This window comes from Streptomyces sp. NPDC030820, from assembly GCF_055572075.1.
Genome location: NZ_JBVIEB010000002.1, coordinates 663,433 through 678,869, shown reverse-complemented (window position 1 = coordinate 678,869; position 15,437 = coordinate 663,433). Strand labels below are relative to the sequence as shown.

The following is a 15,437-nucleotide window of genomic DNA, read 5'->3' as shown; positions in this document are numbered from 1 at the left end:
CGGACGAGCGAGGCCAGACATACAAAGGGCGCCCGACCGGGAGTGATCCCGGCCGGACGCCCAAGTCCACCGCGTCGGCTAGTCGTTGGCGACCACCGGATAACGTGGCTCGTTCTCGGCCATCTGCCGCAGCGCGTCCTTGCGGTCCCGCTTGGACAGCCGGTCGATGTACAGGTAGCCGTAGAGGTGGTCGGTCTCGTGCTGCAAACACCGTGCGAAGTAGCCGGTGCCGCGGACCTTGATCGGGTTGCCCTGCTCGTCCTGGCCGGTCACCTCGGCGTAGTCGGGACGGGCGAGCGGCGCGTACGCCGTCGGCACCGACAGGCAGCCCTCGTTGCTGTCATCGAGGCGGCGCTGGTCGGCGGGCAGTTCGACGAGCTTGGGGTTGCACACCACGCCCACGTGCCGGACGCCCTCGTCGTCGGGGCAGTCGTAGACGAAGACCTTCAGGTCGACACCGATCTGGTTGGCGGCCAGGCCCACGCCTTCGGCGGTGCGCTGGCTGGCGAACATGTCGGCGACGAGCTGCTGCAGCTCCTCGCCGAAATCGGTGACGTCCTTGCACTCCTTGTGCAGCACCGGGTTGCCGACGACCGTGATCGGCCGCGAGGTCCCGCGCTCCCGCCAGGCCTTCTCGCGCTCCTCGCAGTCCTCCGTGTCGACGACGTACCCCTCCTCGTCGACGGGGAGCACGCCCGCGTGCTGCTGATCGGTGTCCTGCTGCGCCATGACCGACGTACGCCTTCCTGCAAACCTTGGAAAAGTCTCGGGTACAGCCTAAAGGCGGCTGGTCACCGACGGCTCAGCAAACCTCTTCGAGATCCCGCCAGTCACGCGAATCCGGACTGTCGGCAACCCATCCGTCCAGCAGCCCCCGCACCAGCGAAGCCGGCGCAGCCACCCCGCACTCCCGCTCCGGCACCCACAGCTGCCCGTCCGTCCGATGCCCCAGCGGCCCGGGATGACCCGGCTCGCTGTGGTCGTGCGGGTCCAGATGATCACCCTCGCCCTCGTCCGACGGCATCCGCGACTCCGAGCACATCCGGCACAGCAGCCGCACGGACGACGACCAGTCCTCCGCGGCGAACCCCGCGTCCGCGGCGAGCTGCTCCAGCGCGTCCCGGTCCGCCTCCGTGGCCGCCTCCAGCAGAACCACCCAGGTCGGCACGGGTGAGGGCGCCCACAGCTCGATCTCGTCGAAGACCGGATACGCATGGCCGGTGGACGTCGTGCGCTCGCCGTGCGGGACCCCGTCGTGCAGCACGACCTCGCCCCAGCGTCGCCCGGACGAGGGAAGCGGGATGGACAGCACCTCGATCCGCGCGGGGTCCAGCCTGCGGCCCCACACGACCTCGGCCTCGCCCTCCGGGGAGAGCCGTACGGCCGCGCTGCCCAGCTCCATGCCGACCGGTTCCCCGGCCACGGCGCCTCCCCCAGCCTTCGGCCGGGAGGGGCCCCCAGGCACCCTCAGCCCGTACGCCTGCCAGGCGCGGCGGGCCAGCGGCCAGTCCTGCAGGGCGGTGGCGGCGATGCCGACGTTCCACCAGTCGGGCGCCCCGGTCTCCCGGTCGAGGAGGGCCACCGCGCGCAGACCGGCCGCGCGGGCCTGCTCCCAGTCGTGCCGGAACTTGTGCAGCAGGGCGAGGTTGAACCAGGACTCCGACAGCCAGGGCTCCAGGTCGGCGGCCCGTGTCAGCAGCTCGCCCGCGTCCTCGTACCGGCCGTCGCCGATGAGCGTGAACGCCCGGTCGGTGGCCTGCCGCCAGGAGGCGGAGGGCCGGTGCCGTCCCTTGCCGAAGATCCTCACGATTCCCGCCTGCCAGTTCCAGTTCCGCTCAGTGGGCTGGCTTGTGCCCCCGGACACCCTCTCCCTCGCATCCAACCACGTACGGTGGGAAAGGCGCTCATTACCCATGGGTTACCCAGCCGCGAGGGGGGTCAGACAGTGCCGTGCGTCTCCCGTCGCCCGCCACCGGCGCGCTCTCCCGCCAGGCCCGTGGCTGGGCCAGGACCCGGGCGAGGGACTCCACCACCTCCGGGGCGTAGTCCCCGGCGGTGCCGAGGCGCAGGTCCTCCAGCGCTCGCAGGGGCCCCTCGGGGCCGGCGTCCCGGGTCTTCTCCTCGTAGGCGTTCACGACCCGGATGATCCGGGCGGCGAGGGGCTGTTCGCGGTAGGGGTCCGCCTGCCGTTCCACCACCACGGCGACGGCCGCGGACACACCGGTCTGCCGTACGACGGCCCCGCCGAGCAGCGCGATCCGCCGCTGCTGCGCGGGCGGCAGACCGGCGGTGGCGCCGCCCGGGACCGGGTCGACCAGGCTGAGCTGGCCGATGTCGTGCATGAGGGCCGCATACTCCAGGACGGTCAGTGCGCCCCCGGTCAGGCCGAGGTCCCGGCCGACGGCGAGGCTGAGCGCGGCCACCCGGCGGGCGTGCCCGGCGGGGGTGCAGCCGGCGATCTCGGTGGCGCGGGCGAGGGAGGCGATGGTCTGCCGGTAGGTGGCGCGGACGGCCGCGTATCTGCGCAGGGACAACTGGGTGAGCAGCAGGGGCAGGCAGAACACGGGCAGCGCCCACAGCCCGGCGACGGCGACCCCGAGCGCCATCACCGCGCCGGTCGCACAGACGGCGGAGCCGATGCCGAGCAGCCCGCGCAGTTCCTCGCGCAGCAGCGGGCCGAACGGCCAGCGGGTGCGGGAGTGGGCGAGAGCGGCGGCCAGGACGGCGTCGCACAGGGCGGTGAGGCAGAGCAGGGCGACCAGGAGCAGGGCGTAGGCGGGGCCGCTCCAGGAGGTGAACACACCCTTGTTGTAGAGGGGTTGGAAGCAGACGGCGGCGAAGCCGACGGTGAGCACCCGGCGGGCCAGATGGTCGAGGGTGGGGGTGCGTCCGTGCCAGATGTGCGGGACGGCGCCGAGCAGGGCGGCCGCCAGGACCACGGTGACGACCTGTGCCGCGTCATGGTGCGTGGGCCGTCCGGCCTCCGCTCCGAGCAGGGCGTACGACAGCGAGCCGGCGGTGGCGAGGGGGGCGGCCTGCCGTACCTCGGCGTCGCTCCACCGGGTCAGCTCGCCGACGGCTATGAGCACCCCGAAGGCGAGGGCGACGCCCCGTTCGTCGAGCCCGGTCCACAGGGTGACGCCGAGGGAGCCGGCCGCGGTGAGCGCGGCGGCGCCGTGGACGATCCGCAGGGCGGTCATCGGGGTGCCCTGGTGACCGGCTCCCGGCCCTGGCTCTCGTACGGCGTCCGGGTGTCCTCGGAGGTGACCGTGGGGTGCCGGCCTCCCCCACTCTCGGCTTCGCTCGAGCGGGGGCACCCCCATCGGCCCAGCGCGCGCCGGAACGCGTCCACCATGCGCGGATCGAACTGCGCGCCCGCGCAGCGCTCCAGCTCGGCGACGGCCGCCTCGACCGGCCGGGCCCGGCGGTAGGAGCGGGTGGAGGTCATCGCGTCGAAGGCGTCGGCGACGGCGACGATGCGGGCGCACTCGGGGATCTGGCTGCCGGCGAGGCCGTACGGGTAGCCGCTGCCGTCGAGGCGTTCGTGGTGGTGCAGGATCGCGGCGCGGGCCTCGCCGAGGAAGGAGATCCCGCGGACCATCTCATGGCCGTACTCGGGGTGCAGCTCGATGATCCGGCGTTCCTCCGGGGTCAGCGGGCCGTCCTTGCGCAGCAGCCTCGTCGGGACGCCGAGCTTGCCGACGTCGTGCAGGATGCCGGCGAAGCGCAGCACCTCGACGCGGTCGTCGTCCATGCCGAGTTCGCGGGCGATCATCACGGAGGCCTGTCCGACGCGTTCGCTGTGGCCGCGGGTGTAGCCGTCCTTGATGTCGACGGCCTGGACGAGGGCACGGATGGTGGCCTGGTGGGCGGCGCGCTCGCGGTGGTACTGGGCGAAGACCCACCAGGACACGCACATCGGCAGCAGCACGAGCAGCGCGGCGACCGGGCCGTACGGGCTGCGCCACAGCACGGCCATCATCAGCCCGGCGAGTCCGTGCACCGCGACCGGCGCGAGGCAGCGGGACAGCAGCCCGCGCCAGGCCCGGCGCGGCGGGATGCCGAGGGCGACCACGCGGATGCCGCCGTCGAGGACGGTGAGGATCAGGCAGAAGGCGAGGACGGCCGCACCGGCCGGCAGCAGCGCGTACGGGAAGTCGGAGGCGACGACGGCGTCCCGGCCGCCGAGCGCCCAGTGCACCCGGGCGGCGCCCCACACGGCGAGCGCGGGCTGCGCGGCCCGCCACAGGCGCCGGAGCGGCGCGGGCCGGTGCCCGGCCTGCTCGCCCGGGGAGAGCAGGGCCGCGGGCAGCGGGACCAGCGCGGCGGCCGGCGGCGGCAGCAGGAACGCCCCGGCGAGCAGCACGGGGTAGAAGGTGCCGCCGAAGCGCCGGCGCACGACGTGCTCGCAGACGGCGTAGAGCGCGGAGAGCAGGCCGAGCGCCCACCAGGGGGTGCGTATCGTCGGCAGCGGCAGGAGGCAGAGCAGCGCCAGCAGGGCGACACAGGCCACATAGCCGCGTGCCCTCGCCGGTACCGCCTCCATCACGCCCCTCCCCGACCATGCCTGCCCGGGCTCGGAGCCTAAGGCGGGGATCGGGGGGTGTGGGGCCTATGACCTGAGGATTAGCACGTTCGGGTGACGACCCGGCGGTCAGCTCTCCTGCGGGGTGGCAGTCACGTCGTGCTCGGGCACGGTCTGGCCGGAACGGATCAGGTCGATCCGCCCCATGACCTTGGCGCGCAGGTCCGCGGGTACGTCGTCATGTCCGCAGCACCGCTTGACCAGCTTCTTCACGGCCTGCTCCAGGCCGTACTTCTCCAGGCACGGAGAGCATTCCTCGAAGTGGTGCTGGAACTTGTCGCGATCGACGTCCGGCATCTCACTGTCGAGGAACTCGTACAGATGGTCGAGGACCTCACTGCAGTCCGTCTCGTGCGGCTCTCCGCAGCTCATGAGCCCGAGCCTTTCGCTTCGTTCGACTCTCCGGCGCCCGCCGGGACCAGACCACGCTCACGGGCGTAGTCCTCCAGCATGCCGCGCAGTTGACGGCGGCCCCGGTGCAGCCGGGACATCACCGTACCGATGGGTGTCCCCATGATGTCCGCGATCTCCTTGTACGCAAAGCCCTCTACGTCCGCGAGATAGACGGCGATGCGGAACTCCTCGGGGATCGCCTGCAGCGCCTCCTTCACGTCCGAGTCGGGCAGGTGGTCGAGCGCCTGCGACTCGGCGGAGCGCAGACCCGTCGACATGTGCGACTCGGCGCGGGCGAGCTGCCAGTCCTCGATCTCCTCCGCGGCGGAGCGCTGCGGCTCGCGCTGCTTCTTGCGGTAGGAGTTGATGAACGTGTTGGTGAGGATCCGGTACAGCCACGCCTTGAGGTTGGTGCCCTCGCGGAACTGGTGGAAGGACGCGTACGCCTTGGCATACGTCTCCTGCACCAGGTCCTCGGCATCGGCCGGGTTGCGCGTCATGCGCAGCGCGGCCGAGTACATCTGGTCGAGGAACTCGAGCGCGTCCCGCTCGAAGCGCGCACTGCGCTCGGCGGTGGACTCGGAGATCGCCTCCGCGCTCACGCCCTGGCCCTCGGGCTGCTCCGCCTGGCCGTTGTCGGTCCCTGCGTCGGTACCGGTGACCGGACCCACCTCCTCAAGATCCCGGGCAGGACCGAAACCGGTCCCACTCGTTTCGGAGGATAGAACACGACCCGTGCCTGCCGCCCCTCGAATAGGAGTGGCCTTGGCCGCGTGCAGCACCGTCCAGTCCAGGTCAGCGCTGCGCTTTTGGCTCGGGCAGATGGTCGAACCCATGCGGCGGACTTCCTCTCCTACGACGTCGGTGCCGAGGCCTCAGCACTTCTGTCCCGCTCAACAGAGGTCCACCCCGCAACATTCCCGGGGGTCACCCGAGTGACGCGCACCACTCCACGACGCCCTCGGTGATGATCTCCAGGGCCCGCTCCTGGGTGATCTCCGCGCGCTTGGGGATCGCGAACCCGTGATCGCCGTACGGCACCTCGATCAGCTCGAATTCACCCTTGGGGAACTCCTCCGGCTTGCCGAAGGGGTCGTTGCCGCCCTGCACGACCAGCGTGGGGACTCCTGCGCCGAGCAGCTCCTCGGCGCGGGACTTCTCCGGCCTGCCCGGCGGGTGCAGCGGGAAGCTCAGCGCGAGCACGGCGCGGGCGCCCAGCTCGGTCGCCGTACGGCAGGCGACCCGGGCCCCGGCACTGCGCCCGCCGGAGACCACCGGCAGCTCCATCCCGGACAGCGCGGGCCAGATGCCGTGCCAGCCGGTGTCCAGGGTCTTCGGCGCGGGGGCGACCTTCTTCCCGGCGACGCGCCAGGGCTGCTCCACGAGGGCCACGGTCACGCCGTGCTCCGGGAGCACCCGGGCGAGCGCCTGGAGGTCCCGTGCCTCGATGCCACCGCCCGCGCCGTGGCTCATGGCCAGGACCAGCCGTGCCTTCTTCGCCTTGTGCCAGGTGATGCGTGCGGTCCCGGCGTCGGTCTCGACAATCTCGATCACGCTAGAAGAGTGTGCCCGCTTCCGGTGCCTCCAGCTCCTTCAGCAGTTCCGGGCCGTTGTTGCGGACGTTGCTGACGGCCGTGGAGACCGGGTAGGCGCGCATCAGGCCGGGCGGGGGCGGGGCGAGGAGGTCGCGCAGGGCGTCCGGGTCGGTGCGGGCCGGGTCGAGCCAGGCGTCCCAGCGGTCCGGGGTGAGCATCAGCGGCATCCGGGGGTGGATGTCGACCAGCGAGTACGGGCCTTCGGCGGGGGCCACGGCCAGCGGCGTCTGCTCCGCCTCCGTGGTGATCACCGAGCAGGTGGCCCACCAGGCCTGCGGGTGGTCGTCGGGCAGGGTGCGGTCGCGCCAGAACTCGTAGAGCCCGGCCATCGCGAACACCGAGCCGTCGGCCGGCAGCACGAAGTACGGCTGCTTGCGCGGCCGCTTCTTCTTGCCCTCGACCTCCAGCTCGCGCTCCTGCGTGCCGGTGACCCACTCGTAGTAGCCGTCGGCGGGGACGATGCAGCGCCGGGCGGCGAAGGCACGGCGGTAGGCGGGCTTCTCGTGCACGGTCTCGGCACGCGCGTTGATCATCCGGGCGCCGCCCTCGGGTGTCTTGGCCCAGGACGGCACCAGACCCCACTTCAGCTTGCGCAGCTGGCGAACCGGACGCGGGGAGTCCGCGTCTTTCAGGGGGCGGTCGAGGACGGCGTAGACCTCCTTGGTCGGAGCCACGTTGTAGTCCGGCTCCAGGGTCTCCTCGGGCTCCCACTTCTCGATCTCGAAGATTCCAGCGAGATCCTCGGGCCTACGACTCGACGCATACCGTCCGCACATCTGAAACCACCCCTCGCGACCTGCCCAGTGACCCAGGGTCTTCACCACCTTACGCAAGGAAGACGAGCAGTCCGAGAAACGAAAGTGACAGGTGATGCGCTGGATCTCTCGGGGATCGCGTAAGGGTCCGGCGGTCACGGGCCGGCCGGGCCACGTCATCCGGTCCCCATAGGTTCGACGTGTGGCAAGGGATGCCACGTTTCCACAGGGTGGGGCATGAGAACTGCATACAGGGGCCGGCGAGCGCGTCCCTCCGGACTGAAGAAGCGCGCCTGGGTGGCGTTGGGAGCGGTCGTCGCGGGAGGCGGCCTGGCGGTGGCAGCCGTCGCGGCGGCCGGGCAGGGCGGCGGTTCCGGGGCGGCGGCGGGGCCGATCAAGACGCATGTGCACTCGCTGGCCCTGACGGGGTCGAGCGCGTCGCTCAAGACGCTGGGGGCCCGGTCCACGGCCCCGTTCAGCATGGTGGGCGTCACCTGGAACGGCGCGCACACCTCGCTGCGCGGCACGGTGGAGGTACGCACCCGCTCCGCCGCCGACGGCCACTGGACCCAGTGGCTGAAGATGCAGCAGCCGGACGACATCCCCGACGCGGCCGAGCTGAACCGTCCCGGGGTACGGGGCGGAATGTCGCCGATGTGGGCGGGGCCGTCGAACGGCATCCAGGTCCGCGCGGCCGGCGCGCACCGCACGGCCGCGCTGCCCGCCGGGCTGCGGGTGGATCTGATCGACCCGGGCAAGGCCGCCACGGGCACCACGGGCTCCGGCATGGCCCCGGCCGGCTACGCGATGGACGCGACGGCCACCGACACCGCCACGGCCACCGACGCGACCACGCCGACGGACACGACCGCCGCGACCGACACGGCGACGGCCACCGACAGCGCCGCCCCGACCGGCTCAGCGACGGCGACGGACACGGCCACTCCCACGGCCACGGACTCCACCTCCGCCGCACCGTCCACCGGCACCTCGCCCTCCGCCTCCGGCTCCACCTCGCCGAGCGCCTCGCCGACGTCCTGGCCGAGCCAGTTGCCGACCATGGACCAGGCGTACCCGTCCTGCCCGGCCTCCTCGGCCAGCCCCTCCGCGTCGGCATCGCCGGTCCCGCCGGACCCGATGCCGGCCTCGACCACCTCGACGGTGGCGCCGCCGACCGTGGTCACCCGGGCCGGCTGGGGCGCGGACGAGTGCGCCCGGGAGAACGGTTATCCGTTGTACGGGTCGGCGGTGAAGGTGATGTTCGTCCACCACACGGACACCACGAACAACTACTCCTGCTCCGACTCCCCGGCGATCGTGCGCGGCATCTACGCCGAGCACCTCAACCAGGGCTGGCGCGACCTCGGCTACAACTTCCTGGTCGACAAGTGCGGCACCATCTTCGAGGGCCGCTTCGGCGGGATGGCACTGCCCGTCGTCGGCGCCCAGACCTATGGGTTCAACACCAACAGCATGGGCGTGGCCGCCATCGGCACGTACACCGACTTCAGCGGCGGTGACTCCACGGCCAGCACCTTCCCCGGGGCCACGCCCACGCAGGCGATGCTGGGCTCGATCGCCCGGATCGCTGCCTGGAAGTTCGGCATGACCGGGGTGAACCCGGGCACCGGCACCGCCTCCCTGCCCGAGGGCGCCTCCGACAGCTACGGCTTCACCCAGGGCAACAGCTACAACTTCAACGTCATCTCCGGGCACCGCAACGGTTACGCCACCGACTGCCCCGGCAACCAGCTCTACAACGCCCTGAGCACGGTCCGCTCCTACGCGGCCGGCCCGGTCAGTGCCGTCACCGTCACCGGAATGTCCGGCGGGGCGACCAAGTCCGGCACGAGCTACTACACCAAGGGCGCGGCAACGGTGAGCTGGACGACCGCCACACCGTCCCAGGTGATCTCCGGCTTCGACGTCCTGGTCGACGGCAAGGCCGTGGCACACACCTCCGGTTCCGCCCGCTCCGCCTCGATCTCGGTCGCGGCCGGCAGCCACACGGTCCAGGTCCGTGCCACCCACGTCCGCGGCTCGACCACCCTGTCCGGCTCGGTCACCCTGGTCGGCGACACCACCGCGCCCGCCTTCCCGACCGCTCCCGGCGTCAAGACGCGCACCGGCACGGTGAGTTCGACAGCGGTTCCGGTCACGGTGACCTGGCAGGCATCCGACAACGCGGCGCTGGCCAAGGTCCTTGCGACCGCGCCCTCCTCCGCCTCCTTCGGACCGACCACCACTTCCTGGAACACCACCGCCAAGCCCGGCAGCTCGGACCTGTTCGCGCTGAAGGCGTACGACGTGGCGGGCAACAGCTTCGGCGCCTCCGTCTACCGGACGCCGAACATCATCCAGGAGACCTCCACCACCCGCACCGGCACCTGGACGCACAAGAGCAGCACCAGCTACCTGGGCGGCTACTCCTACAGCTCCTCCTCCGCCGGGGCTTCGATCAGCTGGACCTTCACCGGCCGCTCGGTGGCCTGGATCGTCTCGCGGGCCTCCACCTCCGGCCAGGCGTACGTCTACGTCGACGGCACCAAGGTCACCACGGTGGACCTCAAGTCCTCGACGACCCTCTACCGCCAGGCGATCTGGACGAAGACGTGGTCCAGCTCCGCCAAACACACCCTGAAGATCGTCGTGGTCGGCACCTCGGGCCGCCCGACCGTCACCACCGACGGCATCGCAACCATCGGCTGACCAGCAACCCCGTCGTCCCGCCCACGGTCGCACCGCTGGGCGGGACGGCGGGCACGCGCGGCCTTCGGGTCGGTCAGAGGCTCTCCTGGTAGCTCATGAACCAGTGGGTGTCGAAATAGTCGGCCATCGTGAACCGGTGGTGCGGGTCGATGAGGATGCGGCAGACGAACTCCGCGGCTTGGCAGTCGAAGGAGACGTCCTCGCCGTCGAAGGACCGGACCACGACGGGCCAACGGTCGGGGTCGTCGCCGTCGGCCCGCCAGCAGTACAGGTCCTCGTGCTCGGTGCCCGCCCAGATCAGCAGCCCGTCCTCGCTGAGATCGGTCCACGGCTCCTGGTTCAGGTCCAGGTATCCGTCGAAGGCGCCGACGCCGAACGTCTCGACCATGCACTTGTAGTCGCTCGGCAGTGCCGTGCCCAGGCGCGACTCCACCTCCGCCCAGTCCACGTCCGGCCGCTGGGCGGGCTGCGTCCAGCCGGTGATCCGTCTGAGCCGCTCCATCCAGTCGACGTCCTCGTCCTCGTCCGGAGCGACCGCCAAGGGTTTTGGCACCTCCCTGTGAGCGACCACCAACACCGGCCGCTCGACCCCCTCGGCGTCGCGCACCGTACCCGTGCCGACCCACTGATCCCCGTACGCCCACGCCCGTATCTTCACGGCCCGGTCCTCGAAGGGGACAAGGAGGGCCGCGCCCCTGGACTCGTCGACCGTCGGATCGGTGAAGCCGTCGAGGACGAGGGTGCGCGGGGCGCCGTACCTGCCGCTGAGCAGGTCGGTCAGGTCCTGCGGGTCCAGGTCGCCGGGCAGGTACATGTAGCCGTCCCCCGGGCCGAGTTGGGCCAGCAGGTCATTGACGGTCGCTTGCGTGAGCTCCATGGCGGACAGTGAAGCGCACCGCACTGACACGAGGCAGCCGGGCGGCGTGAGTGAGGGCGGCCGTACTGCTGCTACGTATCCGTCTCGGATACCGTCCGCACAGACGTGCCACACTGCCAGACTCCGCACCAGAACAGGGGGCCTCTCGGACACATGGACAGCCTCGCCGCCACCGCGCTGCCCGACATCTGGGACCGGCTCACCGGTACCCAGCCCGATCCCGACCAGTGGGTGGTGCTCGCCACCTCGGTGGCCGCACTCAGCGTGGTCGTCCCGCACGCGCTGTGGCGGATATCGCGCAACGCGATCACCATCGCGCACGAGGGCGGCCACGGGCTGATCGCACTGCTCACCGGTCGCCGGCTCACCGGCATCCGGCTGCACTCCGACACCAGCGGGCTCACGGTCAGCAGGGGCAAGCCGTACGGGCTCGGCATGATCCTGACGGCCGCCGCCGGGTACACGGCCCCCTCGCTGCTGGGCCTCGGCGGCGCCGCCCTGCTGGCCGCGGGCCGCATCACACTGCTGCTCTGGGCCGCGACGGCGCTGCTGGTGGTGATGCTGGTGATGATCCGCAACGCGTACGGCGTGCTGACCGTGGTGCTGACGGGGGGCGCCTTCCTGCTGGTGTCCTGGCTCGCGGGGCCCCAGGTGCAGGCCGCGTTCGCGTACGCGGTGGTGTGGTTCCTGCTGTTCGGCGGGGTACGGCCGCCGTTCGAGCTGCAGCTGAAGCGGTCGCGGGGTGGCGCGGGCGACTCGGACGCGGACCAGCTGTCGCGGCTCACGCACGTACCGGCGGCGCTGTGGCTGTTCCTGTTCCACGCGGTGTCGCTGTGCTCGCTGATCGGCGGGGGCCGCTGGCTGCTGGAGGTGTGAACACCGGGAGGTGGCGCAGCAGCAGGCGACGGCGCCTGTCGGGTTCTCGTTGGGGGTTTCGCCGCTTTTGAACGAGATCTCCGGCCGCCCCCAGCCACTAAAGTGGGGCGCATGACCGTTAACCCCGCACCCACCGCCCTCTGGCCCGCCCCGCACGCGAGCGGAGCCGTCGACGCGACGGTCCACGTGCCCGGGTCCAAGTCGGTCACCAACCGCGCGCTGGTGCTGGCCGCCCTCGCCTCCGAGCCCGGCTGGCTGCGCCGCCCGCTGCGCTCCCGCGACACCCTGCTGATGGCCGGTGCCCTGCGCGCGATGGGCGTGGAGATCGAGGAGGGGGTCGGCCCCGACGGCACCGGCGAGGCCTGGCGGGTGCTGCCGACGGGCCTGCACGGCCCGGCCACGGTCGACGTCGGCAACGCCGGCACGGTGATGCGCTTCCTGCCGCCGGTGGCCGCGCTGGCCGACGGCCCCATCCGGTTCGACGGCGACCCGCGGTCGTACGAGCGGCCCCTGCACGGTGTGATCGACGCGCTGCGCGTGCTCGGCGCCCGGATCGACGACGACGGCCGGGGCGCACTGCCGCTCACGGTGCACGGCGGCGGCGCCCTGGACGGCGGCCCGGTGTCGATCGACGCCTCCTCGTCCTCCCAGTTCGTGAGCGCCCTGCTGCTCTCCGGACCCCGCTTCAACCAGGGCGTCGAGATCCGCCACACCGGCGCGACCCTGCCCTCCATGCCGCACATCCGGATGACCGTCGACATGCTGCGCGCGGTCGGCGCCCAGGTCGACACCCCGGAGTCGGGCGGCGAGCCGAACGTGTGGCGGGTGACGCCGGGCGCGCTGCTCGGCCGGGACCTGACGATCGAACCGGACCTGTCCAACGCCCAGCCGTTCCTGGCGGCGGCCCTGGTGACGGGCGGCAAGGTGCTGATCCCGGACTGGCCGGAGCGCACCACCCAGCCGGGTGACCGGCTGCGGGAGATCTTCACCGAGATGGGCGGTTCCTGCGAACTCACCGAGTTCGGGCTGGTGTTCACCGGTTCCGGCGCCATCCACGGCATCGACGTCGACCTGGGCGACGTCGGTGAGCTGACCCCGGGCATCGCGGCGGTCGCCGCCCTCGCGGACTCCCCCTCGACCCTGCGGGGCGTGGCCCATCTGCGGCTGCACGAGACGGACCGGCTGGCCGCGCTCACCAAGGAGATCAACGAACTCGGCGGTGACGTCACCGAGACCGCCGACGGGCTGCACATCCGCCCGCGCCCGCTGCACGGCGGCGTCTTCCACACCTACGACGACCACCGCATGGCCACCGCCGGCGCGATCATCGGCCTGGCGGTCGAGGGCGTGCGGATCGAGAACGTGGCGACCACGGCGAAGACCCTGCCGGACTTCCCCGAGCTGTGGACCGGGATGCTCGGGCAGTAGGGACGTACGCCATGCGCCGCTACGGCAAGCACACCGACGAGGACGACATCCGCACCCGCCCCGGCCGCCGGGGCACCCGGCCGCGTACGAACATCCGGCCCAAGCACGAGGACGCCGCCGAGGGCCTGGTCCTCACGGTCGACCGTGGCCGGCTGACCTGCCTGGTCGACGACCGGACCGTGCTGGCGATGAAGGCCCGCGAGCTGGGCCGCAAGGCGGCGGTGGTCGGGGACCGGGTGGCCCTGGTCGGCGACCTGTCGGGCAAGAAGGACACCCTCGCCCGGATCGTGCGGATCGAGGAGCGCACGTCGGTGCTGCGGCGCACGGCCGACGACGACGACCCGTACGAGCGGGTGGTCGTCGCCAACGCCGACCAGCTGGCGATCGTCACGGCCCTGGCCGACCCGGAACCGCGCCCGCGTCTGATCGACCGCTGTCTGGTCGCCGCCTTCGACGGCGGCCTGGAGCCGCTGCTGGTGATGACCAAGTCGGACCTCGCCCCGGCGGACAAGCTGCTGGAGCTGTACGGCGCCCTCGACATCCCGTACGTCGTCACCAGCCGCGAGGAACTGGAGAACGGCGACGCGGCGGACCGGGTGCGGGAGCACCTGGACGGCAGGGTGACGGCGTTCGTCGGCCACTCGGGCGTCGGCAAGACGACCCTGGTCAACGCGCTGGTACCCAAGGAGCGCCGGCGTTTGACGGGGGACGTCAACGCGGTGACGGGCCGCGGCCGCCACACCACGACGTCGGCCCTCGCCCTGCCCCTGACCGATGCGGACGGCTGGGTGATCGACACGCCGGGCGTGCGCTCCTTCGGCCTGGCCCACATCGACCCGTCCCGTGTCATCCACGCCTTCCCGGATCTCGAACCCGGCACGGAGGGCTGCCCGCGCGCGTGCAGCCACGACGAGCCGGACTGCGCGCTGGACGCGTGGGTCGAGGAGGGCCACGCGGACCCGGCGCGCCTGTACTCGCTGCGCCGCCTGCTGGCCACGCGGGAGCGCAAGGAAGGCGACTGAGCGGCTCTGCGTTGTTTGCCGGGGCCCGGGTTCGGTAAGTGCATAATCGCACCGAGCCGGAGATCCGGATCAACGGGAGGACCGCACATGGCGTGGCTGCTGGTCATCGTGGCCGGGATGCTGGAGACCGGTTTCGCCGTGTGCCTGAAGCTCTCGCACGGGTTCACCCGCCTCTGGCCGACCATCGCCTTCGCCTCGTTCGCCCTCGGCAGCTTCGGCCTGCTGACCCTGTCCCTGAAGAAGCTCGACGTGGGCCCCGCCTACGCCGTGTGGACCGGCATCGGCGCGGCCGGCACCGCGATCTACGGCATGGTCTTCCTCGGCGACCTGGTCTCCACCCTGAAGATCGTCTCGATCAGCCTGGTCATCGTCGGGGTGATCGGGCTGCAGCTCTCGGGGTCGGCGCACTAGGAAGGTGCACCGCCGTACCGAGACCTGGGGGATCACACCGCCTGGCGTGGGACGACCGCCTGGATCAGCTCCGCCATGCCGCCCTCCCCCGGCGGTGCCGCGACGCAGGACAGGGCGAGGCGTACGGCCAGTTCGCAGGGGCGGGTCAGCTCGGCGGGGTCCGCGGCGGTGGCGGCGGGGCCGGTCAGGGCGGTGACGGCACGGTCCCGCACGATCCGTACGAAGTCGCGGGGCGTGGGCAGCGGCCCGTCCGCGCGGCGCTGGGCCGGCACCGAGGAAGAGGACGGTACGGCGGCGAGCGGCGGGGCGGGCAGCCGTTCGCTCCAGCAGCCGGTGAGCATGGCCCGTATCAGCGCGTTGTCGCATGCGGCGGAGCGTGTCCACTCGGCGACGGCGGTGAGCCGTTCCCTCGGCTCGCCCGGCCCGGCGAGCGCCCGCTCGACTCCGGCGAGGTAGCCGTCGGCCTCCCGCCGCACCAGCGCCCGCGCCAGCCCGTCCTTGCTCCCGAACTCGTTGTACAAGGTCTGCCGGGACACTCCCGCCGCCGCGGCCACGTCGACCATCCGCACCGCGGACCACGGCCGGCGCGCGAGCGCCGTACAGGCGGCGTCCAGTAGGGACTCCCGGGCAGCAGGCATCATCGCCTCCCTGGGGCGGAGCGGCTCTGCGCCCAGATTTGACGCGCTTGTATGCACTGTCAAGGGTTCGCGGGGGTACGGGCCGTCGGACTGAAACTCTTGTCACACCACCCCCAGTGGCACCACAAGCCCCCGACACCGCCCCCCT

General features: G+C 71.9%; 15 protein-coding genes. 5 read left to right on the top strand and 10 right to left on the bottom strand.

From position 1 onward, the window contains the following. Positions 1 to 78: 78 nt before the first annotated feature. The 8 genes from def to ACZ418_RS07675 all read right to left on the bottom strand — a co-directional run bounded on the left by def (position 79) and on the right by ACZ418_RS07675 (position 7,349). Entirely contained in the window at positions 79 to 729 is a 651-nt protein-coding gene (gene def / locus ACZ418_RS07710; RefSeq protein WP_468358413.1) for a peptide deformylase, read from the bottom strand. A 73-nt stretch (positions 730 to 802) separates the two neighbouring features. Then, positions 803 to 1,807 carry a tetratricopeptide repeat protein gene (locus tag ACZ418_RS07705; protein WP_468358411.1) on the bottom strand — a complete coding sequence of 335 codons (1,005 nt, stop codon included), beginning with the start codon at positions 1,805 to 1,807 and terminating at the stop codon, positions 803 to 805. Between the two features lie 100 nt (positions 1,808 to 1,907). Next, positions 1,908 to 3,200 carry an HD-GYP domain-containing protein gene (locus ACZ418_RS07700; protein WP_468358408.1) on the bottom strand — a complete coding sequence of 431 codons (1,293 nt, stop codon included), beginning with the start codon at positions 3,198 to 3,200 and terminating at the stop codon, positions 1,908 to 1,910. Beyond that, positions 3,197 to 4,546, bottom strand: a complete 1,350-nt coding sequence (locus tag ACZ418_RS07695) for an HD-GYP domain-containing protein (RefSeq protein ID WP_468358405.1) — start codon at positions 4,544 to 4,546, stop codon at positions 3,197 to 3,199. Before ACZ418_RS07695 ends, ACZ418_RS07700 begins: the two co-directional genes overlap by 4 nt. 108 nt (positions 4,547 to 4,654) lie before the next feature. Next, positions 4,655 to 4,957 (bottom strand): mycothiol system anti-sigma-R factor, encoded by a 303-nt coding sequence (gene rsrA / locus ACZ418_RS07690; RefSeq protein ID WP_351799508.1) that lies wholly within the window; start codon positions 4,955 to 4,957, stop codon positions 4,655 to 4,657. Next, the gene (gene sigR, locus ACZ418_RS07685; RefSeq protein ID WP_450981149.1) at positions 4,954 to 5,649 is read right to left on the bottom strand and encodes an RNA polymerase sigma factor SigR; all 696 of its coding nucleotides are present in this window, start codon (positions 5,647 to 5,649) and stop codon (positions 4,954 to 4,956) included. The genes rsrA and sigR overlap by 4 nt, the downstream gene beginning before the upstream one ends. Before the next feature lie 256 nt (positions 5,650 to 5,905). Next, positions 5,906 to 6,532 carry an alpha/beta hydrolase family protein gene (locus ACZ418_RS07680; protein ID WP_468358399.1) on the bottom strand — a complete coding sequence of 209 codons (627 nt, stop codon included), beginning with the start codon at positions 6,530 to 6,532 and terminating at the stop codon, positions 5,906 to 5,908. Between the two features lies 1 nt (position 6,533). Next, the gene (locus ACZ418_RS07675) at positions 6,534 to 7,349 is read right to left on the bottom strand and encodes an SOS response-associated peptidase (protein ID WP_468358396.1); all 816 of its coding nucleotides are present in this window, start codon (positions 7,347 to 7,349) and stop codon (positions 6,534 to 6,536) included. Between the two features lie 216 nt (positions 7,350 to 7,565). Between ACZ418_RS07675 and ACZ418_RS07670 the strand changes: the two genes are divergently transcribed. Continuing rightward, positions 7,566 to 10,037, top strand: a complete 2,472-nt coding sequence (locus ACZ418_RS07670) for an N-acetylmuramoyl-L-alanine amidase (RefSeq protein WP_468358393.1) — start codon at positions 7,566 to 7,568, stop codon at positions 10,035 to 10,037. Positions 10,038 to 10,110: 73 nt separating this feature from the next. Here ACZ418_RS07670 and ACZ418_RS07665 read toward each other — a convergent pair whose 3' ends face one another. Next, on the bottom strand, positions 10,111 to 10,914 hold the full coding sequence (locus ACZ418_RS07665) for an SMI1/KNR4 family protein (RefSeq protein WP_468358390.1): 804 nt from the start codon (positions 10,912 to 10,914) through the stop codon (positions 10,111 to 10,113). A gap of 153 nt (positions 10,915 to 11,067) precedes the next feature. Here ACZ418_RS07665 and ACZ418_RS07660 point away from each other — a divergent pair, with 153 nt between their 5' ends. From ACZ418_RS07660 to ACZ418_RS07645, 4 genes are all read left to right on the top strand, one after another. Then, positions 11,068 to 11,790, top strand: coding sequence for a M50 family metallopeptidase (locus tag ACZ418_RS07660; RefSeq protein ID WP_468358387.1), 723 nt, complete (start codon positions 11,068 to 11,070; stop codon positions 11,788 to 11,790). A gap of 111 nt (positions 11,791 to 11,901) precedes the next feature. Then, the gene (gene aroA / locus ACZ418_RS07655) at positions 11,902 to 13,218 is read left to right on the top strand and encodes a 3-phosphoshikimate 1-carboxyvinyltransferase (RefSeq protein WP_468358384.1); all 1,317 of its coding nucleotides are present in this window, start codon (positions 11,902 to 11,904) and stop codon (positions 13,216 to 13,218) included. An 11-nt stretch (positions 13,219 to 13,229) separates the two neighbouring features. Further along, the gene (rsgA, locus tag ACZ418_RS07650) at positions 13,230 to 14,240 is read left to right on the top strand and encodes a ribosome small subunit-dependent GTPase A (RefSeq protein WP_468358381.1); all 1,011 of its coding nucleotides are present in this window, start codon (positions 13,230 to 13,232) and stop codon (positions 14,238 to 14,240) included. Positions 14,241 to 14,327: 87 nt separating this feature from the next. Further along, the gene (locus ACZ418_RS07645) at positions 14,328 to 14,651 is read left to right on the top strand and encodes a DMT family transporter (protein WP_228623413.1); all 324 of its coding nucleotides are present in this window, start codon (positions 14,328 to 14,330) and stop codon (positions 14,649 to 14,651) included. A gap of 32 nt (positions 14,652 to 14,683) precedes the next feature. Here the strand turns inward: ACZ418_RS07645 and ACZ418_RS07640 are convergent, their stop codons facing one another. Continuing rightward, positions 14,684 to 15,292: a TetR/AcrR family transcriptional regulator gene (locus ACZ418_RS07640; RefSeq protein ID WP_468358378.1), complete on the bottom strand. Its 609-nt coding sequence runs from the start codon at positions 15,290 to 15,292 to the stop codon at positions 14,684 to 14,686. Between the last annotated feature and the right edge of the window lie 145 nt (positions 15,293 to 15,437).